The sequence below is a fragment of the Methylobacterium sp. Gmos1 genome (assembly GCF_053764715.1).
Genome location: NZ_JBSNCC010000016.1, coordinates 61652 through 85681 on the forward strand (window position 1 = coordinate 61652; position 24030 = coordinate 85681).

19 protein-coding genes are annotated in these 24030 nt (G+C 71.1%); 6 read left to right on the forward strand and 13 right to left on the reverse strand.

What is annotated here, in order from left to right; translation table 11 throughout:
- Window positions 1-30 precede the first annotated feature (30 nt).
- Entirely contained in the window at window positions 31-1278 is a 1248-nt protein-coding gene (locus ACS5PV_RS24665; protein WP_455397989.1) for a sensor domain-containing phosphodiesterase, read from the reverse strand.
- Window positions 1279-1691: 413 nt separating this feature from the next.
- On the opposite strand from ACS5PV_RS24665, the gene ACS5PV_RS24670 reads away from it, so the two are divergent.
- On the forward strand, window positions 1692-2099 hold the full coding sequence (locus ACS5PV_RS24670) for a hypothetical protein (protein ID WP_455397990.1): 408 nt from the start codon (window positions 1692-1694) through the stop codon (window positions 2097-2099).
- 137 nt (window positions 2100-2236) lie between these two features.
- Window positions 2237-3358 (forward strand): NADH:flavin oxidoreductase/NADH oxidase, encoded by a 1122-nt coding sequence (locus ACS5PV_RS24675; protein WP_455397991.1) that lies wholly within the window; start codon window positions 2237-2239, stop codon window positions 3356-3358.
- A gap of 234 nt (window positions 3359-3592) precedes the next feature.
- On the opposite strand, the gene ACS5PV_RS24680 is transcribed toward ACS5PV_RS24675, so the two are convergent.
- The 4 genes from ACS5PV_RS24680 to tesB form a co-directional block, all read right to left on the reverse strand.
- A complete protein-coding gene (locus ACS5PV_RS24680; protein ID WP_455397992.1) occupies window positions 3593-6211 on the reverse strand; it encodes a DNA translocase FtsK in 2619 nt (872 codons plus the stop codon).
- A 515-nt stretch (window positions 6212-6726) separates the two neighbouring features.
- Window positions 6727-8229 carry an ammonium transporter gene (locus ACS5PV_RS24685; RefSeq protein ID WP_455397993.1) on the reverse strand — a complete coding sequence of 501 codons (1503 nt, stop codon included), beginning with the start codon at window positions 8227-8229 and terminating at the stop codon, window positions 6727-6729.
- An 87-nt stretch (window positions 8230-8316) separates the two neighbouring features.
- The gene (locus ACS5PV_RS24690; RefSeq protein ID WP_048450383.1) at window positions 8317-8655 is read right to left on the reverse strand and encodes a P-II family nitrogen regulator; all 339 of its coding nucleotides are present in this window, start codon (window positions 8653-8655) and stop codon (window positions 8317-8319) included.
- Window positions 8656-8909: 254 nt separating this feature from the next.
- On the reverse strand, window positions 8910-9803 hold the full coding sequence (tesB, locus tag ACS5PV_RS24695; protein WP_455397994.1) for an acyl-CoA thioesterase II: 894 nt from the start codon (window positions 9801-9803) through the stop codon (window positions 8910-8912).
- 129 nt (window positions 9804-9932) lie between these two features.
- On the opposite strand from tesB, the gene ACS5PV_RS24700 reads away from it, so the two are divergent.
- Both ACS5PV_RS24700 and ACS5PV_RS24705 read left to right on the forward strand, forming a co-directional pair.
- Window positions 9933-11216, forward strand: coding sequence for an FAD-dependent monooxygenase (locus ACS5PV_RS24700; protein ID WP_455397995.1), 1284 nt, complete (start codon window positions 9933-9935; stop codon window positions 11214-11216).
- A 411-nt stretch (window positions 11217-11627) separates the two neighbouring features.
- Window positions 11628-12575: an AEC family transporter gene (locus ACS5PV_RS24705; protein ID WP_455397996.1), complete on the forward strand. Its 948-nt coding sequence runs from the start codon at window positions 11628-11630 to the stop codon at window positions 12573-12575.
- A gap of 21 nt (window positions 12576-12596) precedes the next feature.
- Here ACS5PV_RS24705 and ACS5PV_RS24710 read toward each other — a convergent pair whose 3' ends face one another.
- The 8 genes from ACS5PV_RS24710 to ACS5PV_RS24745 all read right to left on the reverse strand — a co-directional run bounded on the left by ACS5PV_RS24710 (window position 12597) and on the right by ACS5PV_RS24745 (window position 21864).
- Entirely contained in the window at window positions 12597-13229 is a 633-nt protein-coding gene (locus ACS5PV_RS24710) for a response regulator (RefSeq protein WP_455397997.1), read from the reverse strand.
- Complete coding sequence (locus ACS5PV_RS24715) at window positions 13226-14638, reverse strand: ATP-binding protein (protein ID WP_455397998.1); 1413 nt, start codon at window positions 14636-14638, stop codon at window positions 13226-13228. Before ACS5PV_RS24715 ends, ACS5PV_RS24710 begins: the two co-directional genes overlap by 4 nt.
- A 173-nt stretch (window positions 14639-14811) precedes the next feature.
- Complete coding sequence (locus ACS5PV_RS24720) at window positions 14812-17277, reverse strand: TonB-dependent receptor (protein WP_455397999.1); 2466 nt, start codon at window positions 17275-17277, stop codon at window positions 14812-14814.
- A 276-nt stretch (window positions 17278-17553) separates the two neighbouring features.
- Window positions 17554-18216 (reverse strand): leucyl/phenylalanyl-tRNA--protein transferase, encoded by a 663-nt coding sequence (gene aat / locus ACS5PV_RS24725; protein WP_455398000.1) that lies wholly within the window; start codon window positions 18214-18216, stop codon window positions 17554-17556.
- A gap of 169 nt (window positions 18217-18385) precedes the next feature.
- The gene (locus ACS5PV_RS24730; RefSeq protein WP_455398001.1) at window positions 18386-18673 is read right to left on the reverse strand and encodes a hypothetical protein; all 288 of its coding nucleotides are present in this window, start codon (window positions 18671-18673) and stop codon (window positions 18386-18388) included.
- 245 nt (window positions 18674-18918) lie between these two features.
- Complete coding sequence (gene accC, locus ACS5PV_RS24735; protein ID WP_455398002.1) at window positions 18919-20274, reverse strand: acetyl-CoA carboxylase biotin carboxylase subunit; 1356 nt, start codon at window positions 20272-20274, stop codon at window positions 18919-18921.
- Window positions 20275-20391: 117 nt separating this feature from the next.
- The gene (gene accB, locus ACS5PV_RS24740) at window positions 20392-20883 is read right to left on the reverse strand and encodes an acetyl-CoA carboxylase biotin carboxyl carrier protein (protein WP_455398003.1); all 492 of its coding nucleotides are present in this window, start codon (window positions 20881-20883) and stop codon (window positions 20392-20394) included.
- A 168-nt stretch (window positions 20884-21051) separates the two neighbouring features.
- On the reverse strand, window positions 21052-21864 hold the full coding sequence (locus ACS5PV_RS24745) for a DsbA family protein (protein ID WP_455398004.1): 813 nt from the start codon (window positions 21862-21864) through the stop codon (window positions 21052-21054).
- 183 nt (window positions 21865-22047) lie between these two features.
- Here ACS5PV_RS24745 and ACS5PV_RS24750 point away from each other — a divergent pair, with 183 nt between their 5' ends.
- Window positions 22048-23214, forward strand: coding sequence for an aminotransferase class I/II-fold pyridoxal phosphate-dependent enzyme (locus ACS5PV_RS24750; protein ID WP_455398005.1), 1167 nt, complete (start codon window positions 22048-22050; stop codon window positions 23212-23214).
- Window positions 23215-23231: 17 nt separating this feature from the next.
- Complete coding sequence (locus tag ACS5PV_RS24755; RefSeq protein ID WP_455398006.1) at window positions 23232-24023, forward strand: class I SAM-dependent methyltransferase; 792 nt, start codon at window positions 23232-23234, stop codon at window positions 24021-24023.
- The last annotated feature ends 7 nt before the right edge of the window (window positions 24024-24030 follow it).

Below are 24030 nucleotides of genomic sequence, written 5' to 3' on the forward strand. Positions count from 1 at the left end.
CCTGCCAACGCAAGTCTGCTTAGGTACCCGTCACCCCGTCGGCGATCGCTCCCACCCGTCCGTCGCCGAGAGCGGCAGCGCCGCCGCCGCATCGAGCGGCATCGGCCGGCCGGTCAGGAAGCCCTGCACCCGGGTCACGCCGAGCCCCCGGAGCACCGCGTACTCGGCCGCGGTCTCGACGCCCTCGGCGACGATCTCGCAGCCGATGCGCCGGCCGTAGCCGGTCAGCGCCTCGGCCAGGGCCCGGCGGCCGGAATGCGCGTCGATGTTGCGGATCAGGCTCATGTCGAGCTTGATGAATTCGGGGGACAGGTCGAGGACGTGCCGCATCGTCGCGTGGCCGGCCCCGACATCGTCGATGGCAAGGCACAGGCCCCGGCGCCGGTACGGCCCCAGCACCTCGCGCAACGCCTCGTAGGAATCGACCGCCGCGTGCTCGGTCAGCTCGATCACCACCCGGTCGAGGGCCACCCCCGCCATCACCTCGTGAAATTGCGGCGAGGCGAGGGAGGCCGGCGACAGGTTGAGCGACAGCCGGATCCCGGGCGCGAGGGCCGGCAGCGCGCGCAGGGCCTTGCGCACGGCGAGGAATTCGAGCTCCTCCGCGAGGCCCACCTCGGCGGCGTCGGCAAACCAGGCGTCGGGGCTCTTGTCCGAGAGGGCGGCGAAGCGGGCCAGGGCCTCGAAGGCGGCCAGGCCGCCGTCGGCCGTGCGGTAGATCGGCTGGAACACCATCTCGACGGCGTCCGCCGCGATCGTCCCGGCGATGCGCCGGCGCTTGGCCTCCCGCTCCCGCTCCCGCGCCGCGTCGCGGTCCTTGCGCAGGATGGATTCGACGACGTCGGCGCAGAGGCGCAGCATCCCGAGATCGCGGTTCGTCAGGCTCCGGTCCGGCGCGTAGCTGAAGCAGCACAGCGTGCCGTAGGTCTCGCCGTCGGCGTGGCGCAGCGGGACGCTCAGATGCGCCCCGACCGGCAGGTCGCGGGTGGCCGGCAGCTGCGCTGCCACCGGGTCCTCGCTCGCATCCTGCATCAGGCCGGGCATCAGCCCCTTGGCGACGTAGTAGCAGAAGCTCTCCTCGAGCGGCGCCCGGCTCCCGACGACGATCGGATTGTGCGTCGTCCCGGCATCCGTGAAGCAGAACACCCGGTCGCCCGCGACGAATTCCGAGATGAAGCCGACATCCATCGCGAGATGGCGGCGGACGGCGCGAAGCACCGACAGGATCTGTTCGCTGGTGCTGCCGGCATGGTCACCGAAGACTGATCTCAGAGGCATCGTTCAATTCGGTCGGAGGAGGGGGAATGTGCCATTTTTGCAACCAAAAATTGCACGATCGGCGGCCTCGGCAGACAGGGTAACTTCATTTTTATCGAACACACATTTGGAATTTAGTCTTAAATTCGGTTCCTTCAAAGGATTCTGTGCCGTCGCGAAGTCAGTATCGACGCTTCTCAAGTGAAGACAAGAAATACATCGGGGCCGCGATGCTGCCCGGATGGTGTCGACGCAGTGGTGAGATACAACCACATGTTTTGCCGGCCCGGGGCATGGGCGTTGTACTCAAGGTCAGAACAGGCATCTCGATACGCTCAGGTTGTCACGACGATACAAGCACTTGCAAAAATTCCATAGAATTGGCATGGTGACAAGGCCAAGCGGTCGTAGTCGATCTGACTAGAGAAGTCGCCATGCTCGGTTCGGAAACCCACGCCAGCCATCGCGCCCCCGGTCCCGGCGCGGTCGCGATCCTCGACAGGGTGCCCCCGCCCCTCCGGGTGCTGCTCGACCGGATCGAGCAGCGCCTCGCCGACCTGGCGGTCGGCCTCGGGCCCGGCGCGGAGGTGCGCGAGACGATGCACGCCCTGCGCAGCGCCCTGTCCGATATCTGCGCGCTCACCGAGACCGACCCGCGGGTCCTGCGCATCGTGGAGCGCCTTCTCGGCGCGGGCGAGCGGCTGGCCCAGGCCGAGGGTCTGCCGCGCCGGTCGCTGGCGGCGACGCGCGGTGCGGCGACGCGGGCGCTCAAGGCCCTGGCGGCGGCCCTGGTCGACACGCGCCCGAGCCGGATCGCCGTCAGCCTCGGACGCGGCTGGTAACCGCCCGCGGTGCGCCGGCGCACGCCGCGGCGCTCCCCCCGCGCGCAGGCGCCCTGCATCGCCCGCGCTGGCCGGGCCCGCGGCCCCGCGCCACATTGCCGGTACCCTGGCGGCTATCCTGCACCGGAGTACCCCGTATGAGCTCTCCCCTCCTGTTCCAGCCCCTGCGCCTCGACGGCCTCGCGCTGGAGAACCGCATCATCGTCGCGCCGATGTGCCAGTACTCGGCCCGCGACGGCGCGGCGACCGACTGGCACATGATGCATCTCGGCCAGCTCGCGATGTCGGGCGCCGGGCTTCTGACGCTGGAAGCCACCGCCGTGTCGCCGGAGGCGCGGATCACCTATGGCGATCTCGGCCTGTGGGACGACGGGACCGAGCGGGCGCTCGCCAAGGTGCTGGACGCGGTGCGGGACTACGCCCCGGTGCCGGTCTGCATCCAGATCGCCCATGCCGGCCGCAAGGCGTCGAGCGAGCCGCCGTGGCGCGGCGGCCACCAGGTGGCGCCGGACTCCCCCCGCGGCTGGCTCACCGAGGCGCCCTCGGCGCTCGCCCATGCCGAGGGCGAGGTGGCGCCCCGGGCGCTGGACCGCGAGGACATGAAGCGCATCCGCGACGGGTTCGCCGCCACCGCCCGGCGCGCGGTGCGCCTCGGCATCGAGGCGGCGGAGATCCACGCCGCCCACGGCTACCTGCTGCACCAATTCCTGTCGCCGCTGTCGAACCAGCGCACCGACGCCTATGGCGGCAGCCTGGAGAACCGGATGCGCTTCCCCCTCGAAGTGTTCGAGGCGGTGCGCGAGGTGTTTCCGAGCGGCCAGCCGGTCTGGGCCCGGGTCTCGGCGACGGACTGGGTCGAGGAGGGCTGGGAGGTCGAGCAGACCATCGCCTTCGCGGAAAGACTGAAGGCGCTGGGCGCCGCGGCGATCCACGTCTCGACCGGCGGCGTCTCGCCCCGCCAGAAGATCGCGGTCGGGCCGGGCTACCAGGTGCCCTTCGCCGAGCGGGTACGGGCGGCGACCGACCTCGTCACCATCGCGGTCGGCCTCATCACCGAGCCGCGCCAGGCGGAAGGCATCCTGACGGAGGGCAAGGCGGACGCGGTCTCGCTCGCCCGCGCGATGCTCTACGATCCCCGCTGGCCCTGGCACGCCGCGGCGGAGCTGGGCGCGCAGGTCCGGGCGCCCAAGCAGTACTGGCGCTCGCAGCCGCACCACCTGAAGGACTTGTTCAAAGAGGCGAGCTTCGGGCAGCGGTGATCGCGAGATCAGATTGGGGCGGGTCTTGCTGCCCAGGCCTGGGGCGGGATCGAGAGGATCCCACCCTCCCACCTCATCCTGAGGTGCGAACGAAGTGAGCCTCGAAGGAGGCCTCCAGAGCCCTCGCGATCTCTGGAGGCCTCCTTCGAGGCCAGCCGATCTTCGATCGTCCGGCACCTCAGGATGAGGTCGATCATCGGAGAAGGGAGCAGTCTCCGGGACCCAGGCCGGCCCTCACGCGTCCTGCCCGTCCTCCAGCAGGATCTCGCGCTTGCCGGCGTGGTTGGCGGGGCCGACGATGCCCTCGCGCTCCATCCGCTCCATCAGCGAGGCCGCCCGGTTGTAGCCGATCTGCAGGCGTCGCTGGATGTAGCTCGTCGAGGCCTTCTTGTCGCGAAGCACCACCGCCACCGCCTGGTCGTAGAGGTCGGCCGAGGGGTCGCCGAAGCTGCCCTGGTCCATCACGGGGGCGTCGGCTTCCTCCTCGCCCTCCTCGGCGGTGACGGCGTCGAGATAGGACGGGCGGCCCTGGCGCTTGAGGTGGGCCACCACCTGCTCGACCTCGTCGTCCGAGCAGAACGGGCCGTGCACCCGGGTCGTGCGCCCGCCGCCCGCCATGAACAGCATGTCGCCCTGGCCCAGCAACTGCTCGGCGCCCATCTCGCCGAGGATCGTGCGCGAGTCGATCTTGCTCGTCACCTGGAACGAGATCCGGGTCGGGAAGTTCGCCTTGATCGTGCCGGTGATCACGTCCACCGACGGGCGCTGCGTCGCCATGATCAGGTGCAGGCCGGCGGCCCGCGCCATCTGGGCGAGGCGCTGGATCGCGCCCTCGATGTCCTTGCCCGCCACCATCATCAGGTCGGCCATCTCGTCGACCACGATCACGATGTAGGGCAGGGGGGCGAGGTCCATGACCTCGTCCTCGTAGATCGCCTCGCCGGTCTCGCGGTCGAAGCCGGTCTGGACCGTGCGGGTGATCACCTCGCCGCGGGCGCGCGCCTCCGCCACCCGGGCGTTGAAGCCGTCGATGTTGCGCACGCCGAGCTTCGACATCTTCTTGTAGCGCTCCTCCATCTCGCGCACCGCCCATTTGAGGGCGATGACCGCCTTCTTCGGATCGGTGACGACAGGGGAGAGCAGGTGCGGGATGCCGTCGTAGACCGACAGTTCCAGCATCTTCGGGTCGACCATGATGAGCCGGCACTCCTCCGGCTTCAGCCGGTAGAGCAGCGACAGGATCATGGTGTTGATGGCGACCGACTTGCCCGAGCCGGTGGTGCCGGCGACGAGCAGGTGGGGCATGCGGGCGAGATCGGCGATGATCGCCTCGCCGCCGATGTTTTTCCCCAAGCACAGCGCGAGCTTCTGCTTGGTCTCGGCGAAGGCCGGCGAGGCCAGGAGCTCGCGCAGGTACACCGTCTCGCGCTTGGCGTTCGGCAGCTCGATGCCGATGGCGTTGCGGCCCTGCACGACGGCGACGCGGGCGGATATGGCGGACATCGAGCGGGCGATGTCGTCGGCAAGCGAGATGACGCGGCTCGACTTGGTGCCCGGCGCCGGCTCCAGCTCGTACAGCGTGACGACGGGACCGGGGCGGACCGCCAGGATCTCGCCGCGCACGCCGAAATCCTCGAGCGTCGATTCGAGCAGGGTGGCGTTCTGCTCCAGGGCGTCGGTCGAGACCGCGGCGCTCGGGGCCGGGTGGCGCGGCTCGGCGAGCAGCGTCAGCGCCGGCATCTCGTAGGAATCCGGCGACGCCGGCGCGGGAGCGGGCGCGCGGCGGGTCTGGATCGGCGGAGGAGGGGGCGCGACGCGGCCGCGCGGGGCCTCCGCCTCGTCCTCGTCCAGGGGCTCGTCGTCGAACATCGGCTCGGCCCGGCCGAGCGTTCCACGAGGTCCGGTCGCTTCGACCCGGCGCGGGGCACCTTCGGCGAAGACCGGCTCCCGGCGGCCGGACTTGGTCGGTCGCTCGGCCGGATGCTCGGGCTCGTCCCAGGCCTCGTCCTCGCCGGGCTCGGCGAAGGCGCGGCGCGCGGCGAGCGCAGGAGAATTGCCCGCGTAGGGGTCGGCGGCACTGTGGCGCCAGGAGCCGTCGCGGATCGCGTCGATCTTCTGCGCGACCGCGCTCTTCGCGCTGATCGCCAGGTGGGCGAGCGCCCCGAGCGAGGCGAGGCCGAGCCCGGGCGCGTCGTCGTCGTGGGCCGACCCGGCGCCGCGGCGGGGCTGGCGGTCGTCGTAGCGGCTGACCACGGGAGCGTAGGACTCGGTCTCGTCCTCGCCCTCCTCGTCCTCGATCAAGCCGAAGCCGCAGGCGCCGGTCAGGCTCACTACCGCGACCGCCGCGTAGAGGAAGCCTGCGAAGGCTCCGGCCGGGCCGGCGATCGCCTTGGCGGCGCCGAGCAGCGCGTCGCCCGCGACGCCGCCGAGGCCGGTCGGCAGCGGCCAGCGCGCGGTCGGCGGCAGCGCGCTCGCCATGCCGCTCGCCGCGCCAAAGCCGATGATCCAGAGCACCAGCCGCAATTGCAGCCGCGCCAGCCGGTGGGTGCGCAGCAACCGCATGCCCCACACCGCCGGCGGCAGCGCGAAGGCGAGCGCGCCGAGGCCCAGGAGCTGCATGCCGAGATCCGACACCACCGCGCCGCCGAAGCCCAGCAGGTTGCGGGCCGTGCGCGAGGTGGCGTGGTTGAGGCTCGGGTCGTCGATCGACCACGTCGCCAGGGCCACGGTGAAGCACGCCGCCCCGACGAGCAGGGCGAGGCCGGTGACCTCTGTCGCCCGCCGCGTCAGGAACGCGCGGAACGTGTCGATGAGGCCATCGTAGGGCGAGGCCGAGCGACGAAGCGAACGCATGCGGGACGAGACCGGGTACGCGGAACTGGACCGTGAGGATGGGGCGGTGCGGTTAATGGTGGTTTAAGGCTAACCGCGTCTTGCGGCGTCGCGGGAGGGCGGCGCGAAGACGCTGGATCTGCTAGGGTTTCCGTGAACGGGCGCCGTCGGCCCGTTTGCTGCGCGCGAGGCATCGATGCCCCCTCCTGTCCTGCCGGATTCCGAGACCGCGCACGCGGCCCGGATCTTTCTGCGCCGCATGCGGATCGTGGACAGCATCCGATCGCCGGACCGCGGACGGGCGCCTAACCGATCTCATCGATATGCCTGAAGACCACCATCGTCATTCTGGGGCCGCGCAGCGGAGCCCGGGATGATCTTGTGAGGGGAATCGTAGGTACAATCTCCCGGCGGCCTCGAACGTGGTCGAGCGGAATATCTCGGACAAAGAAAAAGCCCCGGCGCAACCGCACCGGGGCTTTTCCAGCCTCGCCGATGAGCCGGAGCGCGAACCGCACCCCGGCCCACAACAGTCTTCAGTAGTTGTAAGCCCGCTCGCCGTGATCGGCGAGATCCAGGCCCTCGCGCTCCTCGTCCTGGGTCACGCGCAGGCCGACCACCACGTCGACGATCTTGTAGAGGATCGCCGAGCCGATGCCGGACCACAGGATGGTGAAGCCGACCGCCTTGGCCTGGGACAGGAAGGCCGGGCCGAACTCGTAGGCCGCGGCCACCAGCTCGCCGGGCTTCGTGGCGTAGTCGGGGGCGCCGACGCCGCCGAGCGCCGGGTTGACCAGGATGCCGGTGGCGAGCGCCCCGATGATGCCGCCGACGCAGTGCACGCCGAAGACGTCGAGGCTGTCGTCGTAGCCGAGGGCGTTCTTGACGGTCGAGCACATCACGAAGCAGACGGCGCCGGCGACGAGGCCGAGCACGATCGAGCCCATCGGGCCGGCAAAGCCGCAGGCCGGGGTGACGGCGACGAGGCCGGCGACCGCGCCCGAGAGCATGCCCAGCAGCGAGGGCTTGCCCTTGGCGGCCCACTCGACGAGGAGCCAGGACAGGCCGGCCGCGGCGGTGGCCACGAAGGTGTTGATCATCGCGAGCGCCGCCGAGCCGTTGGCCTCGAGGTTGGAGCCGGCGTTGAAGCCGAACCAGCCGACCCAGAGCAGCGAGGCGCCGATCATCGTCATGGTGAGCGAGTGCGGGGCGAGCAGGTCGCGGCCGTAGCCGATACGCTTGCCGATCATCAGGCAGCCGACGATGCCGGCGATGCCCGCGTTGATGTGCACCACGGTGCCGCCGGCGAAGTCGAGGGCGCCCCACTTGAACAGCAGGCCGGCATCGGCGTTGACGGCGTCGAGCGCGTCCTGGGCCGCCTTCTTCGAGGCCTCGTCGGTGGCCGCGGCGAGCGCCTTGGCGGCGTTGCCGACCGCGTCGGGGCCGCCCCAGTACCAGACCATGTGCGCCATCGGGAAGTAGATGAAGATCAGCCACAGCAGGCAGAACAGCATCAGGGCCGAGAACTTCATCCGCTCGGCGAAGGCTCCGACGATCAGCGCCGGGGTGATCATCGCGAACGTCATCTGGAAGCAGATGTAGACGTATTCGGGGATGACGACGCCGTTCGAGAACGTCGCAACGACCGAGTTGGCGTCGACGCCGCGCAGGAACGCCTTCGAGAAGCCGCCGACGAAATCGTTGAGGCCGCCGCCGTTGGTGAAGGCGAGGCTGTAGCCGAAGAACACCCAGACGATGCAGGCGAGGCTGACGATGGCGAAGACCTGGGTCAGCAGCGACAGCATGTTCTTGGTGCGCACCAGGCCGCCGTAGAACAGCGCCAGCCCGGGGATCGACATCATCAGCACGAGCGCGGACGAGATCAGCATCCAGGCGGTGTCGCCCTTGTTGGGCACCGGCGCCGCCGCGGCGGCCGGCGCCGCCTCGACGGTCGGCGTCTGCGCCAGGGACGGCTCCACCAGGATCAGCGCCAGCGCGGCGCCTCCCAGGCCGAGAGCCAGGACGTTGCGAAGCTTCATGGAAGAGGAACTCCCGATGGAATCAAAGGCCATGACGTAGGGAAACAGCGGCGGGGCGCTCGAGGCGGCCCCGCGCGGGAGGCGCCGTCAGAGGGCGTCGACGTCGGTCTCGCCGGTGCGGATGCGCACGGCCTTCTCGAGCGGCATCACGAAGATCTTGCCGTCGCCGATCTGGCCGGTGCGGGCGGCGGCCGCGATGGTGTCGACGACGTTCGAGACGAGGTCGACGGCCACCGCCACCTCGATCTTGAGCTTGGGCAGGAAGCTGACGGCGTACTCGGCCCCGCGATAGATCTCGGTATGCCCCTTCTGCCGGCCGTAGCCCTTCACTTCGGTCACGGTCAGGCCGTGCACGCCGATGCTGGTGAGGGCGTCGCGGACCTCCTCCAGCTTGAACGGCTTGATGATGGCCATGACGATCTTCATGGGACGAGCCCCCTTTCGATTATGGCGTCCCCACGCCCGGACGCGCCGGAGCGAGGCGTGATCCGGCACCGCGGCGAACCCGTCGGGCCGCGGCACCGGTCTCGACAACCATCAATCAAGGAACGTGCCACGGCGCAGCAGCGGACCTACGGACAAGCTGCCCGGTTCCTGGGCCGATTGCGGATAATGAAGCCGCTCATGGCGGCATTGCCGCTTAAAAGATCAGCAAATGCCTAAACAGAAGGCGGAGCGGGTCACGCGTCGGGTTCGGGCGCGGTCCGCTTCTGGCGGATCATGCCCTCCTGCGCGACCGAGGCCACGAGGGTGCCGTCGCGGGTGAAGATCAGCCCGCGGGACACGCCGCAGCCGCCCGACGCGCTCGGGCTGTCCTGGGCGTAGAGCAGCCACTCGTCGGCCCGGAACGGCCGGTGGAACCACAGGGCGTGGTCGAGGCTCGCCGGCTGGATCTCGCTCTCGAACACCGTGCGGCCATGCGGGATCAGCGAGGTGTCGAGCAGCGTCATGTCGGAGGCGTAGACCAGCACCGCCTGGTGGATCGCCGGGTCGTCCGGCAGGGGCGAGGTCGCCCGGATCCAGACGTGGAAGCGCGGCGGCCCGGGCGTGCGGGAGGCGTAGCGCTCGATCTCGACCGGGCGCAGCTCGATCGGCCGCTCGCGCTCGAAATAGGCCCGGACCGGATCGGGCATCCCCGGCATCATCTTGTCTTGGAGCATCTTGGCTTTGAGCGCGCCCTCGCCGGGCAGGTCCTCGGGGCTTGGCACCGCCGGCATCTCGGCCTGATGGTCGAAGCCCGGCTCCTCGACGTGGTAGGAGGCCGACATCGAGAAGATCGGCCGGCCGTGCTGGATCGCCACCACGCGGCGGGTGGTGAAGCTGCGGCCGTCGCGGATGCGGTCGACCTCGTAGACGATCGGCACCTTCGGGTCGCCGCCGAGCAGGAAATAGGCGTGGATCGAGTGCGGCCGGCGCTCCGGCGGCACGGTCCGGGTCGCCGCGACCAAGGCCTGGCCGATCACCTGGCCGCCGAAGACCCGCTGCCAGCGATCCTTGGGCGAGCGGCCCCGGAAGAGGTTCTCCTCCAGCTTTTCCAGGTCGAGGATGTCGAGGAGGTCGGCGACCGCGCGCAAGGGACAGGTTCCGCAGATGGGGGAGGGGCGCGTAGCTGACGCAGGCGGATGCGCGCCGTCAAGCGACGCCAACCGCTCGCCGTCATGCTATGAGCCCTGCCCATCGGGCGAGCAGCGGGCGACGATGGCATGGCGCAGGGTGGCATGGCGCAGGACGAAGGCGTGAGCGGGCGGCGCGGGGCGGCGCGGGAGATCGTGGTGGCGGGCGGCGGGCTCCCGGGGCTGGCGCTGGCGCTCGCCCTGCGGCAGGCGCTGGGCGAATCGGTGCGGGTCACGGTCTGCGATCCGGCCTTCGCCCGTGCGGATGCCTCGCGGGACCTGCGCGCCTACGCGGTCGCGGCCGCCGCCCGGCGGATGCTGGAGCGCCTCGGCGTGTGGGACGCGGTCGGCCTGAGCGCCCAGCCGATCCGCGAGATGGTCATCACCGACAGCCGCCTCGCCGATCCCGTGCGGCCGACCTTCCTGACCTTCGAGGGCGAGGTGGCCGACGGAGAGCCCTTCGCCCACATGATCGAGGGCGGCGGCCTGCTCGCGGCGCTCCGCGAGGCCGCGGTCGCGGCCGGCGTGGCGCTGGAGGGAAGTCCCGTCCTCTCCGCCGTGCCGGAGACGGACAAGATCGCCGCGCGCCTGCCGGACGGACGCTCGATCCGCGCCGACCTCGTCGTGGCGGCGGACGGCGCCCGTTCGCGCCTGCGCGAGGCCGCCGGGATCGGCTGGGTCGGCTGGTCCTATCCCCAGTCGGGCATCGTCGCGACGGTGGCGCACGAGCGCGACCACGAGGGGCGGGCGATCGAGCACTTCCTGCCGTCGGGCCCCTTCGCGGTGCTGCCGCTGCCCCCCGGCGGGTCGCTCGGCCACCGCTCCTCGATCGTCTGGACCGAGCGGCAATCCGAGGTGCCGGCCCTCCTCGGCGGCGGCCCCGAGGAGGCGCTGATCGAGGTCGAGCGCCGCTTCGGCTTAGGCCTCGGCCGCATCGCGCTCGAATCGCCCTTGCGGGCATATCCGCTCTCCTTCGGCATCGCCCGGCGCTTCGGCGCCCGGCGCCTGATGCTCTTGGGGGACGCCGCCCACGTCATCCACCCGATCGCCGGCCAGGGCCTGAATCTCGGCCTGCGCAGCGCCGCCGCCCTGGCCGAGGCGCTCGCCGACACGATGCGCCTCGGCCTCGATCCCGGGGGCCCGGAGGCTCTGGAGACCTACGAGCGCAGCCGCCGCTTCGACACGCTGGCGATGGGCGCGGCGACCGACGGCCTCAACCGGCTGTTCTCGAACGACGCCCTGCCGGTGCGCCTCGCCCGCGACCTCGGCCTCGGACTCGTCGACCGGCTGCCGGGGCTGAAGCGCCTGTTCATCCGCGAGGCGGCGGGCTTGCGCGGGCGCCAGCCGCGGTTGATGCGGGGGGAGGCGTTGTAGGGTGAAGGCGGGCTCCCGCCGTCCTCGCGGCTCCTGAAGCCTCCTTTCGGGGTCAGTCGATCGACGAGCGACTGGCGGCCTGTTCGATCGGTCGGCAGGATATTATCCCGCCCACGAACCTCATCCCGAGGTGCGACCGGAGGGAGCCTCGAAGGAGGCTTCCAGACGTCTCGGGAGAGAACTGGAGCCCTCCTTCGAGGCCGCTACGCAGCGCGATCTTCGATCGCCGGTCACTTCAGGATGAAGCTCGCGGGTGGGACAGGAAGACGCCGTCCCCGCCCGGCGCGCGCCGCGCCATCGCCGGCGGCGACCCCGAAAAGCCCTGTGGGCAGCGCCGGCTCCGTCCTCTCGCATCGATCCGGCGACGGGATTCCCGCTAAGGTCGAACCCGGCAGGACGAGCCTCGAGCGCATGTCACACCTCGCGACGATCGCGTCGACCCTGGTCTCCGTGATCCTTCCGGTCTTCGGCCTGATCGCGATCGGCCGCCTGATCATCCGGCTCGGCGTCGTCGACAAGGGCGACACGAAGGGGCTGACGAGCCTGATCTTCTGGATCCTGCTGCCGTCGCTGCTGTTCCTGTCGATCGTCGGCAGCCGGACCCCGCCGCGCCTCGACGTGATCGTCCTCTACTTCGCCGTCGCGCTGCCGCTCTTCGCCGTGTCGGTGCTGGGCGGAATCGCGCTGATGCGCATGACCGTCGCGCAGGCGGCTTTGTTCGGGCTGAACGCCGCGTTCGGCAACACCGTCCTCCTCGGCATCCCCATCGTGGGGGCGATCTGGGGTGCGGCGGGCCTCGCCATCCTCCTGTCGATCATCGCGGCGCACTCGCTCCTCCTCCTGCCCGCGGCGACGGTCCTCGTCGAACTCGACAGGGGCGAGCATCGGCGGTCCCTCGTCCGTACGGTGCGGGACACGGTCGTCGGCAGCCTCAAGAACCCGATCATCTCCTCGATCATGGCGGCGACGGCCTGGAACTGGACCGGCCTGCCCGTGCCCGAGGCGCTGCGGCGCATACTCGAGCTTCTCGCGCAGGCCGCGCCGGCGCTGGCACTCATCAGCCTCGGCGCCTCGCTGCCGGTGCTGCGCCGGGGCAATGTCGGCCCACCGGTGTTCGCTGCCGTCGCCATCAAGCTCGCGGTCATGCCGCTCTGCATGGGGCTCGCCGTGGCGGCGGCGTCCGTTCCGCAGCCGGCCGCGATCATCATGGTCGTCACGGCAGCCCTGCCGACGGGCGCCAACGCCTTCCTCCTCGCGCATCGCTCGGGCGCGATGATGGAGGTCTCGGCGGCGACGGTCGTCGTTGCGACGGTCGTCTCGGTGGCGACGCTCACGGCCATCATCTCGACGGCCCTCTGATCGGTCCCGGATCCCGGGGCGTCAGCGCAGATCCGCCGCGTGCCTGACCGCGAAATGCGTCAGCTCGGTCAGCGTCGCCACGCCGAGCCGCTGGCGCAGGGCCGCGCAGGCATTCGTCACGGTCTTGTAGCTGACCGACAAATCCTCGGCGATCGCCGCGTAGCCCCGGCCATCGGCGAGCAGCGCCAGGATGCGGCGCTCGCGCGGGCTCAAGGTCCCGAGGAGCGAGCGGCGCGGGTCGGCCTGGAGCAGGGCGACCTCGGTGGCCAGCCGCCCGTCGAGGTAGGGCCGCCCGGCCCGGACCTGCTCGTAGGCCCGCACCAGGTCGGCGGCCGGCGCGTCCTTGAGCACGTAGCCGACGGCGCCGGCGGCGAGCGCCCGGGCGACGACCGCCGGGTCGGCGTGCATGCTGAACACCAGAACCCGGGTGGCAGGCGCGCGCTTGCGCACCCGGCCGATCAGCGCGAGGCCGGCCAGCTCCCGGCCCGGAAAGGCGAGGTCGATCACCGCCACCGCGGGCCGGTGGCGCAGGATCGCGCGATAGCCCTCCGGCAGGGCGGCGGCGGCGCGCACCTCGGCGCCGGCATCCTCCAGCAGGCGCCGGGCGCCCTGGAGCACGATCGGGTGATCGTCGACGACGACGACGCGGGTCACGGGGCCTCCTCCTCGGGCGTCCCGGCCGGGAGCGCGATGCGCAAGGACGTGCCGGGCTCGCGCGGCATCAGGGCGAGCCGGCCGCCGAGCGCCTCGACCCGCTCGCGCATCCCGGCGAGGCCCCGGCCCTTCCGCTCCCCGTCCGGCTCCGCAGTAAGGCCGCCCCCGTCGTCCTCGACGGCGAGGTGCAGGCTGCCGCCCCGCTCGGTCACCGTCACCGCCACCCGCGAGGCGCGAGCGTGGCGCAGCGCGTTGGTCAGGCCCTCCTGCACGCAGCGATAGACGGTGAGGTCGACGAGGTCGCCGTAGCCGGCCTTGAGCGACGAGACATGCCCCTCGACCGCGATCTCGGGATGGTGCCGGGCGGCCTCGCGCACCAGGAGTTCGAGGCAGCGGCTCAACGGCACCTGGCCGAGTCCGGCCGGGCGCAGGCGGTTGAGCAGGGCCCGGTTGATGGTCTGCACCCGCGTGACGATCGCCGCGATGTCGTCGGTGCGCTGGGTCAGGCGGCTGCGCGCCGGCTCGTCGAGGGTTTTGGCGATGCGGGCGATCGAGGAGGAGTTGGCCTCCAGCCCGAACAGGCACGGGCCGAACTCGTCGTGCAGTTCGAGCGCCGTGCGCCGGCGCTCGTCCTCCTCGGCGGTGAGGAGGCGGCGGGTGAGCCGGAGGTTGGCGGCGCGCGCCGCACCCAAGGCCTCGGCGAGGCGGTTGAACCGGGTCGCGATCACCGCGAGCTCGCGGGTGTCGGGCCGATCCACCCGCGCGTCGTAATCGTGCTGCTCCAGGCGCGTCAGCCCGGCGGCGAGCTGGGCGAGCGGGCTCAGGATCCGCCCGAAGGCGAGGAAGAGGATCGCCAGCATCGCGAGGCTCAAGGCGAGGCCGGTGAGGCCGAGCGCCAGGGCGTAGCCCCAGACCTCGTCGATCTCGTCCGAGGGCTCGGCGGTGACGAGCGCGGTGCCGATGCGCTCACCCCGCAGCAGCAGCGGCACCTCGTGGCGCTGAGTGGCCGGGGCGATCAGGCGGGCGAACCAGTGGGGCGCCCGCCGGGTGCCCTCCCGCGGCGTCCCGGCCTCGGTCGGCCGGTTCATGGCGTCGACGAGCGTCACCCGGACGTGGCGCAGGCCCTGGAAGCGCAAGGAGAGGGTGCGGAACAGGCCGGGCAGGGGCGCGTCCTGCAAAGCCTGCAGGGTCTCGGCCACCAGCGGCTCGACCACCGCCATCGAGGCCGCGGTCTCGACCTGCGTCGCGGTGCGCGCCTTGTGGATGATGACCGCGCCCGAGATCGCCGCCGCCACCGCGTTGATGAGGACGACGACCACCAGCAGCCGTGCCCGCATCGGGCGGCCGGACCAGAGCGCGGGCAGGAGCCGGCGCGGGGCGGCGGTGGATGGTGGAAGGGTCGGGCGCAACGGGGCCTCGGGGGATCTTCGCGGTAGGCCGGCTGCGCGGGGAAGGAACGAAGCGCGCCTCCCCTCTCCCGTGTGGGAGGAAGGATCCCGCGCCACTTCCATCGTAAGGTTTTGTCGACGGCCGCCGCGTGACACGAGCCCGCCAGGCGCCCTCGTGTCAATCGGGCGCGGCGCTACCACGTCATCCGCACGCCCCCATAGACCGAGAGCGGCTGCACCAGGGTGGTGGTGCGGGGGTCATTCAGCACGTAGCGGCCGGCGAACGCGGTGTCACGCTCCAGGAAGGTGCCGAAATTGGCGTAGCGGTTGTTGAACAGGTTGGTCACCAGCCCGAAGATCTGCACCGTCGGCGTCAGCTGGAAGCTGGTGTTGAGGTTGGCGGTGAAGTAGGCCGGCAGCTTGCGGTTGAGGTTCGATTCGTCGCCGCGGAAGTAGGACGACGAGAACGCCTGCATGTTCATGCCGAAGCGCCATTGCGGGGTGATGGCGTAATCGAAACCGGCCTTGACCTGGTGGTCGGGCACCAGCGGCACCTTGTTGCCCGGGCGCACGGTGATGAGCCCGTCGTCGGCGAGGGGGTTGTTGGGCGAGGACAGCTCCCCGCGGAACTGGAAGGTGGCGTCGATCAGCGCGTAGTTGGCGTAGAGGCTCAGGCGGCCGGTCGTGTACTCGGCCGCGACCTCGATGCCCTGGCGCCGGGTCGCCGGCACGTTGACGAAGTAGCCGCGCGCCGCGTTGCCCGGCACCGCGACCTGGAGGATGTCGTTGGTGAGGTCGGTGCGGAAGGCGCCGAGCTTGTAGGTGAGGAGCCCGTCCTCGTAGACGTTCGGCACCGAGCCGCGGATGCCGGCCTCGTAGGTGCGCGCCTCGACCTGCCGCAGCGGCGGATCGGCGACGAGCGAGTTCGGCAACAGGCAGGGCCGGTCCGGGTTGGCGCAGGCGAGCTCAAGCGGCGTCGGCGCCCGGTTCGACTCGGAATAGCCGCCGTAGACGCCGAGCCAGTCGGTGACCCGGTAGGTCAGGCCGGCGACCGGGTTGATCCGGCTGTAATAGTGCGTGCCGGTGACGTCGGGCGAGAAGCCGGTGAGGTCCTGGGTGGTGATGCGGGCGAAGTTCAGCCGCGCCCCGGCGGTGAGCGAGAGCCGGTCGGTGAGGTCGAGCGTGTCGAGGGCGTAGAGCCCCATGTAGAGGTTCGAGCCGGTGACCGAACTCGGCGCGATGCCGAGCGCCGCCGCCGTGCGGATCGGTCCGGTGCCGAGGCCCGGGATATTGCCGTAGGTCGGGTTGAGCGGGTCGGTCGTGACGCTGAGATCCGGGTTGATGACGCCGAGCGTGCTCGACGACTTGAAGCCGTAGGTCGCGACGTCGATGCTGCCGCCGACGATGAAGGTGTTCGGCCGATCGAAGATCCGGTCGCGGTTGGTGGCCTGCAGCGTGCCGCCGTAGCCGGTCGCCTCGGTCCGGACCGTGTCGAGGGTGCCGTAGGGCACGCCGGCCCGGAACGGGATGCGCTGGTTCTGGGGCCCTAAGATCAGGAACTGGTTGGCGAACTGCGCCCGGGTCTGGCCCGGGGCGGCGGAGAACCCGTCATCCTCGTAGCACAGGGAGCCGCGGAAGTTCGAACGCGACGAGCAATTCTCGAAGTTGCCGTCGTTGCCGTCGACCACGAACTGGCTCAGGCGGCGGACATAGGCGTTGCCCGAGAGATCCCAGGTCGGGGAGAGGTTGACCTTGCCGGTGACTTGGATCTGGCCGACCGCGGTGTCGATCGATTGCGGCGAGGTGAAGATCGCCCGCTGGTTGGTGCGGGTGAAGTCGACCGGCGTGGCGGCGGCGGCGCCGAAATAGGTCTTGGCGCCCGACGCGATGATGTGGAACTCGGAATCGAGGCTGCGGTGGCCGAGATCGGCGTAGACCCGGCCGATCTCGGACGGCGACCGGTAGCGCCAGCCGGCGTCGCGCAGGCCCTCGCCGGCGAAGTAGAAGCTCCAGGGGCCGATCACCTCGCCATATTGCAGCGTGCCGAGGATGCGGCCGTCCGAGCCGCCCATCACCGAGACTTCCTTGCCCTGCCAGGTGAAGCCGTTCTTCATCTCGATGTTGACCGCGCCGCCGAGCGCGTTGAGGCCGAAGATCGGGTTGCCGGTGACGATGTCGATGCGGTTGATCGCGACCTGGGGGATCAGGTCCCAGTTCACCACGTCGCCGAAGGCCTCGTTGATGCGGGTGCCGTTCTGGTAGACGGCGAGCCCCTGCGGCGCGCCGAGCAGCGGCGAGGCATCGAAGCCGCGATAGGTCAGGGTCTGGCGAAAGCTGCTGCCCTGGCCGTCGGACAGGCTCACGCCGGGGGTGGTGCGGGCGAGCGTGAAGGTGGGATCGAGGGTGGCGCGGTCCTGCTCGAACTGCCGCGCCGTCACGGTCTCGACGGTGAACGGCACCTTGGCGAGCGGCAGGGCGCCGCCGCTCTCGATCCGCTCGCCGGTCCCGGCGCTCCGGGTGCCGGCCGCGCCGCCGACCGGCGTCACCGGCACGACGTCGATCGTGTCGAGGGCGATGGTGCCTTGCGCCGCCGCCGGCACGGTCAGCGCGGCCGAGACGAGAGCGGTCGTGACCAGAAATCCCCAGCGCGACGCCGTCATGCCCGACCCGCTCCCTCACCGATTATTCTTCGTGACGCCGCGCGGCGCCTCCCTGGGGAGAAGAGATAGCGAGCTTCGCCGTTCCGCCGCAATCCCGCCAGACGGGGCATTGCACGATCCCGTAGTTCTGGGGCAGAATCGGCGCCGGAACCCCGCACGCCGTGACCTCGTGGCAACGTTTCGCAGGATCGGGGAGACTTCTTTCGGGAAGATCCGGCAATCGGATTTGCTTGGTGTTCCCGAACGATCGACTATCCCCGAGGTGATCGCCCGCGTTCAGGGCTGCCCGAGCGCCGCGACCGCCTCCGCGCCGGTGAGCGCTGCGCTGTCCCACTGCGCCGGCCGCTCGATCGCGGCGCGCAGCATCGCCTTGTAGACGTGGCGCGGCACCTCCTCGGCGCCGAACTGCGCGAGGTGGCTGGTGACGAACTGGGCGTCGAGCAGGGTGTAGCCGCCGCGCTTCAACCGGGCGGCGAGGTGGACGAGCGCGACCTTCGAGGCGTCCCGGGCGACGTGGAACATGCTCTCGCCGAAGAAGGCCGCGCCGAGGGAGACGCCGTAGAGCCCGCCGACCAGGGCGCGGGGCTCGCCGCCATAGACCTCGACGGTGTGGCAATGGCCGAGGTCGAACAACTCGCCGTAGAGGGCGCGGATGCGGGCGTTGATCCAGGTGCGGTCGCTGTCGCGCCGCGGCGCGGCGCAGCCCTCGATCACCGCGTCGAAGTCGCGGTCGGTCACCACCTCGAAATCGCCGTTGCGCACCGTGCGGGCGAGGCGCTGGCCGAGATGGAAACGGTCGAGGGGCAGGATGCCCCGCTCCTTCGGCTCGACCCAGTACAGGGTCGGGTCGTCGGCATCCTCCGCCATCGGGAAGATGCCGGCCGCGTAGGCCTTGAGCAGGATCTCGGCGGTGATCTCGACGTTCAGGCTGCCGTGCATCGGCGGGGGTTCCGGGCGATAAGGAGCGCGGGGAAGCATTCTCCCCCATGGCCGAGCCCTGGCAAAGATAGGGCACGGGACGCCGCCCGACGAAAAAGGGCCCGCGGCCGTGGGCCGCGGACCCTTCGCTCCGGAACCGGGGCGGCGCGCCGCCCCGGCCCGGTCGCGATCAGCGCAGGAGCGGGCCGCCCGAGGTGTTGCCGAGGTTCGGGTTCAGGCGGCTCGGCATCTCGGCGTTGCCGCCGGCGGACGAGTCGATGTCGGTCGGGAGCGTGTTCTCGCCGGCGCCGCCGACGCGGGCCGGGACGCCCGGGTTGCGTACGACGCTGCCGGTGGTGAGCGGGTCGACGACCGGAGCGGCCGGGTTCGGCAGCACCGGGCCCTGGTAGACGGGGGCCTGGGCAAGGGCGGGGGTGGCGAGCAGGGCGGCCAGGGTGGCGAGCGTGATCACGCGCATCGTCAGTGTCTCCGAGATGTGAACAGTGCGGTCACGGGCACGACCGGAATCGACCGCTGCCTGACGCAGGGTTGGCCCAGTCCGTGCTGTCCGTTGTTGCCGGAAGAACTGACGAAACGTCACCGCGTTCCGCATTGCCCGCAAAATTCTCGCGCACCATTGATTGCTGCGATGCCGCAACCGGAAACGAGAAAGGGGCGCCCTGCGGCGCCCCCTGTCCCGACGATCGAGCCTCTTTGCTGTGTTCAGTCGATCTCGAGCCCGCCGGTCTTGAGGAACTCCTCGAGCCAGTGGATGTCGTAGAGGCCGTTCTGGATGTCGGAGTTGCGCACCAGAGTGCGGAACAGCGGCAGGGTCGTGTCGACGCCCGCGACCACGAACTCGTCGAGCGCCCGGCGCAGCCGCATCAGGCACTCGTTGCGGGTGCGGCCGTGGACGATGAGCTTGCCCATCAGCGAATCGTAGTGCGGCGGGATGCGGTAGCCCTGGAAGGCCGCCGAATCGACCCGCACGCCGAGGCCCCCGGGCGGGTGGAAGTAGGTGATGGTGCCGGGCGAGGGCCGGAAGGTCGCCGGGTGCTCGGCGTTGATGCGGCACTCGATGGCGTGGCCCTCGACCCGCACGTCCTCCTGGCGCACCGACAGGGGCGCGCCCGCCGCCACCCGGATCTGCTCGTTGACGAGGTCGATCCCGGTGATCATCTCGGTAACAGGGTGCTCCACCTGAATCCGAGTGTTCATCTCGATGAAGTAGAACTGTCCGTCCTCGTAGAGGAACTCGATCGTGCCGGCGCCGGTATAGCCCAGCTCCTGCATCGCCCGGGCGACGACCCCGCCGATCTGCTCGCGCATCTCGGCGTTGAGCGCCGGGGAGGGGCCCTCCTCCCACACCTTCTGGTGCCGGCGCTGGAGCGAGCAGTCGCGCTCGGCGAGGTGGATGGCGTTGCCGCGGCCGTCGCCGAGCACCTGCACCTCGATGTGGCGCGGCTTCTCCAGGTACTTCTCGATGTAGACCGCGTCGTCGCCGAAGGCGGCCTTCGCCTCGGTGCGGGCGGTCATCAGGGCGTTCTCGAGATCGGCCTCGCTGCGGGCGACCTTCATGCCGCGGCCGCCGCCGCCGGACGCCGCCTTGATCAGCACCGGGTAGCCGATGTCGGCCGCGACGCGCTTGGCCTCGTCGGTATCGGTGACGCCGCCCTCGGAGCCCGGCACGCAGGGGATGCCGAGGCGCTTGGCGGTGCGCTTGGCCTCGATCTTGTCGCCCATCACCCGGATGTGCTCGGCCTTCGGGCCGATGAAGCCGATGCCGTGATGGCCCAGCACCTCGGCGAAGCGCGCGTTCTCGGACAGGAAGCCGTAGCCCGGATGCACCGCGTCGGCGCCGGTGATCTCGCAGGCGGCGATGATCGACGGGATGTTGAGGTAGCTGTCGCGGGCCGGCGGCGGGCCGATGCAGACGCTCTCGTCGGCGAGCCGCACGTGCATGGCGTCGGCGTCGGCGGTGGAGTGCACCGCCACCGTCGCGATGCCGAGCTCCTTGGCGGCCCGCAGGATCCGGAGCGCGATCTCGCCCCGGTTCGCGATCAGGATCTTGTCGAACATGGGGCCCTAAAGCAGGTTTCGCAAAAGTGGCCGCCGGTTTTGCGGTGAAAACCTGCGACAAAGAAAGGAGTGAAGCGGATGAAGCATTGGCCTGCCAATGCTTCATCCGCTGAGCGGTCACTCGATCAGCAGGAGGGGCTCGCCGAACTCGACCGGCTGACCGTCCTCGATGAAGATCGCCGTCACGGTGCCGGAGCGCGGCGCCACGATGTCGTTGAAGGTCTTCATCGCCTCGACGAGCAGCACCCGGGCGCCGCTCTCGATCCGCGAGCCGACCTCGACGAAGTTCTTCGCATCCGGCGAGGGCTTGCGGTAGGCGGTGCCGACCATCGGCGAGAGCACCGCGCCCGGATGGGCGGCGAGCGCCTTCGGATCGGCATCGGCGGCCGGCGCCGGGGCGGCGGCGGGAATCGCGGCGGCGGGCAGGGGCGGGGCGGCGGCAGCCGCCACCGGGACCTGCACCTGCTGCACCACGCGCTCGCGGGCGACGCGGATGCGCAGGTCGCCCTTCTCGACCTCGATCTCGCTGAGATCGGTCTCGGCGATCAGGGTCGCGAGCTCGCGAACGAGCTCGGGGTCGAAGGGATCATGCTTGTTGTTGGAGGGCACGGCGGGTCTTCGGCAATCGTGATTGGGGGGCGGGGGTGGCCCGCCGGGACCCGTATCCCGGACGACGCGGGAGCGTCGTGGTGTCCGGCGGGCGATCGGCGGGCCTCATAGACCATGCGGCCGGCGCGCGATAGGGGCGCCGGCCGGCACGGGCGGGGCGTCAGGGGCTCAGCAGGTGGCGTGGCCGCACTGGCGCACGCCGGCCACCGTCTTGCGGATCGGCTCGACGCCGACGGCGCCCGGGATGATCTCGTCGCCGATGATGAAGGCCGGGGTGCCCGACAGGCCGAGCTTGTCGCCGAGGCCCACGTTCTCCTGGAGGGCGGCCTGGATGTCGGGGGCCTGCATGTCCTTCTGGAGCTTGGCGATGTCGAGGCCCATCTCCTTGGCCACCGCGATCGCCCGCTCGCCGTTCACCCGGCCGCGGCTCTCGAGCAGGCGGGTATGGTAGTCGAACAGCTTGTCGCCCTTGAGCTGCTGCTTGGCGGCGAGCGCCACCTTGCTGGCCTCCAGCGAATCGGGGCCGAGCACGGGGAAGTCGCGCAGGACCACCTTCAGCTTCGGGTCGCCCTTGATCAGGGTCTGGAGGTCGGTGAGCGCGCGCTTGCAGTAGCCGCAATTGTAATCGAAGAACTCGACCAGGGTGACGTCGCCGTTGGGGTTGCCGGCGACGAAGCCGTGCGGCGAGTTATGCAGGGTGTCGCGGGTCTCCTTCAGGGCGCTCGTCTGGGCGACCTTCTGGGCCTCCTGCTGGCGCTTCTCCAGCTCGGCCATCGCCTCCTGGAGCACCTCCGGGTTCTTCAGGAGGTAGTCGCGCACCACGGTCTCGATCGCCTGGCGCTGGGCGTCGCTCATCGGGGCGGCAGCCGCAGCGCCGGGCGCCGCCGGGGTCGTCGTCGGGGCCTGCGCCCGGGTCGGGGCGGCGGTGGCGACGAGGCCCGCGAGCGCAAGGGCGGGCAGAAGGCGGGGCAGGGGCAGCATCGTCGTCCTCATCGGGTCGTCCAACGTCGGCTGGAGCACAGGTCCGGCGCGCTCCTTGGGCCGCCGGTTAGGCGGTTTCGCGGCAGTCTTGTCAAATCACGCCTGCGCTGACGGTGGGCGCAATCTCCGGCGGAACCCGCTATGTGCGGGGGCGCACCCGCGCATCCGATTCAAGAGTTCGTCATGTCCGATCCCGCCTCGCTCGTCTCCCGCCGCGCCGCCCGCGTCGCGCCCTTCCTGGCGATGGACGTGCTCACCGCTGCGGCGCGGCGGGAGCGGCAGGGCGACAGCGTGGTGCACATGGAGGTGGGCCAGCCCTCGGCGCCGGCGCCGAGGAGCGCCATCGCGGCGGCGCAGTCCGCGCTCGCCACCGGCCGCATCCCCTACACCGAGGCCCTCGGCATCGCCGCATTGCGCGAGCGCATCGCGCGCCACTACGCCGAGGCCTACGGCGTTGCGGTGGCGCCAGAGCGGATCGTCGTCACCACCGGCTCGTCGGCGGGCTTCGTCCTCGCCTTCCTGAGCCTGTTCGATGCCGGCGGGCGCGTCGCCATCGCGGCGCCCGGCTACCCGGCCTACCGCTCGGTGCTCCAGGCCGTCGACCTCGAGCCCGTGGGGCTGACCCTGCGGGCCGAGGACGGCTTCGTGCCGACCGCCGACGCCCTGCGCGCCGCCCACGCCGCCGCGCCGCTTTCCGGCCTCCTGGTGATGAGCCCGGCGAACCCCTCGGGGACGATGATCGACCAGGCCGGCCTTGCCGCCCTCGCTCAGGCCTGCCACGCCCTGAACCTGCGCTTCATCTCGGACGAGATCTACCACGGCCTGACCTACGGCGTGCCGGCGGCGACCGCGCTCGCGGTCGATCCGGACGCGGTCGTGATCAACTCGTTCTCCAAGTACTACTGCATGACCGGCTGGCGTATCGGCTGGATGGTGGTGCCGGAGGCCCTGGTGCGGCCGATTGAGCGCCTGGCGCAGAACCTCTACATCTCGGCGCCCTACCTGTCGCAGGTAGCCGCGCTCGCCGCCTTCGACGCCACCGAGGAGCTGGAGGCGGTCAAGGCCGACTACGCCCGCGCCCGCGCGCTGCTCCTCAACGAGCTGCCGGCCCTCGGCCTCGGCGACGTGCACCCGGCCGACGGCGCCTTCTACCTCTACGCCGACGTCGCCCGGCTCACCAACGACTCGATCGGCTTCTGCCGCCGGATGCTCGACGAGGCCGGCGTCGCGGCGACGCCCGGCCTCGACTTCGACCCCGAGGCCGGCGCCCACCACCTGCGCCTCTCCTTCGCCGGCGGCGAGGCCGAGGCGCACGAGGCGGTGCGGCGGCTGAAAGGCTGGCTGCGCTGACCGGAGGAGACGCGATCATGAGCGATTTGCACACAGTGGGCGACTTGCACCCTGCCGCCGCGGACGGCTTTTCCGCCGGGGCCGATACCTACGCCCGGGGCCGGCCCGACTACCCGGCGGCGCTCGCCATCTGGCTGCGCGACGCGTTGCGCCTCGGGCCCGGCCGCCGGGTCGCCGATCTCGGTGCCGGCACCGGCAAGTTCACCGCGGTGCTCGCCGCCACCGGCGCCGCGGTGACGGCGGTCGAGCCGGTCGACGCGATGCGGGCGCGCCTCGCCGCCGCGCTCCCCGGGGTAACGGCCGTGGCCGGGTCCGCCGAGGCGATGCCGCTGGCCGACGGCAGCCTCGACGCGCTCGTCTGCGCCCAGGCCTTCCACTGGTTCTCGACACCCGCGGCGCTCGCCGAGATCCGCCGGGTGTTGAGGGTGGGCGGCCGCCTCGGCCTCGTCTGGAACGTCCGCGACGAGGCGGCGGCTCCCTGGGTGGCGGAGCTGACCGCGATCATGAACGCCCACGAGGGCGACGCGCCGCGCTTCCACACCGGGGCGTGGCGCCGGCCGTTTCCGGCTCAAGGATTCGGGCCGCTGCACGAGGCGGCCTTCGCGCATGGCCACGCGGGCACCCCGGAGCAGGTGATCCTCGATCGCACCCTGTCGGTGAGCTTCATCGCGGCGCTGCCGGAGGGGGAGCGGGAGCGCGTGGCGCAGGGCGTGCGCGAGCTGATCGCCCGCACCCCGGAGCTGGCCGGGCGGGACCGGGTGACGTTTCCGTACCGGACCCAGGTATATTGGTGCGAGCGGGTGTCGTGAGCGGCCG

Bases quoted from the DNA above. Each gene is read 5' to 3' on its own strand.
- ACS5PV_RS24690 (WP_048450383.1), bottom strand. From the start codon at position 8,655: ATGAAGATCGTCATGGCCATCATCAAGCCGTTCAAGCTGGAGGAGGTC.
- ACS5PV_RS24670 (WP_455397990.1), top strand. From the start codon at position 1,692: ATGCTCGGTTCGGAAACCCACGCCAGCCATCGCGCCCCCGGTCCCGGC.
- ACS5PV_RS24665 (WP_455397989.1), bottom strand. From the start codon at position 1,278: ATGCCTCTGAGATCAGTCTTCGGTGACCATGCCGGCAGCACCAGCGAA.
- ACS5PV_RS24750 (WP_455398005.1), top strand. From the start codon at position 22,048: ATGTCCGATCCCGCCTCGCTCGTCTCCCGCCGCGCCGCCCGCGTCGCG.
- ACS5PV_RS24745 (WP_455398004.1), bottom strand. From the start codon at position 21,864: ATGCTGCCCCTGCCCCGCCTTCTGCCCGCCCTTGCGCTCGCGGGCCTC.
- ACS5PV_RS24730 (WP_455398001.1), bottom strand. From the start codon at position 18,673: ATGCGCGTGATCACGCTCGCCACCCTGGCCGCCCTGCTCGCCACCCCC.
- ACS5PV_RS24720 (WP_455397999.1), bottom strand. From the start codon at position 17,277: ATGACGGCGTCGCGCTGGGGATTTCTGGTCACGACCGCTCTCGTCTCG.
- aat (WP_455398000.1), bottom strand. From the start codon at position 18,216: ATGCACGGCAGCCTGAACGTCGAGATCACCGCCGAGATCCTGCTCAAG.
- ACS5PV_RS24705 (WP_455397996.1), top strand. From the start codon at position 11,628: ATGTCACACCTCGCGACGATCGCGTCGACCCTGGTCTCCGTGATCCTT.
- ACS5PV_RS24755 (WP_455398006.1), top strand. From the start codon at position 23,232: ATGAGCGATTTGCACACAGTGGGCGACTTGCACCCTGCCGCCGCGGAC.
- ACS5PV_RS24680 (WP_455397992.1), bottom strand. From the start codon at position 6,211: ATGCGTTCGCTTCGTCGCTCGGCCTCGCCCTACGATGGCCTCATCGAC.
- accC (WP_455398002.1), bottom strand. From the start codon at position 20,274: ATGTTCGACAAGATCCTGATCGCGAACCGGGGCGAGATCGCGCTCCGG.
- ACS5PV_RS24700 (WP_455397995.1), top strand. From the start codon at position 9,933: ATGGCGCAGGGTGGCATGGCGCAGGACGAAGGCGTGAGCGGGCGGCGC.
- ACS5PV_RS24675 (WP_455397991.1), top strand. From the start codon at position 2,237: ATGAGCTCTCCCCTCCTGTTCCAGCCCCTGCGCCTCGACGGCCTCGCG.
- ACS5PV_RS24685 (WP_455397993.1), bottom strand. From the start codon at position 8,229: ATGAAGCTTCGCAACGTCCTGGCTCTCGGCCTGGGAGGCGCCGCGCTG.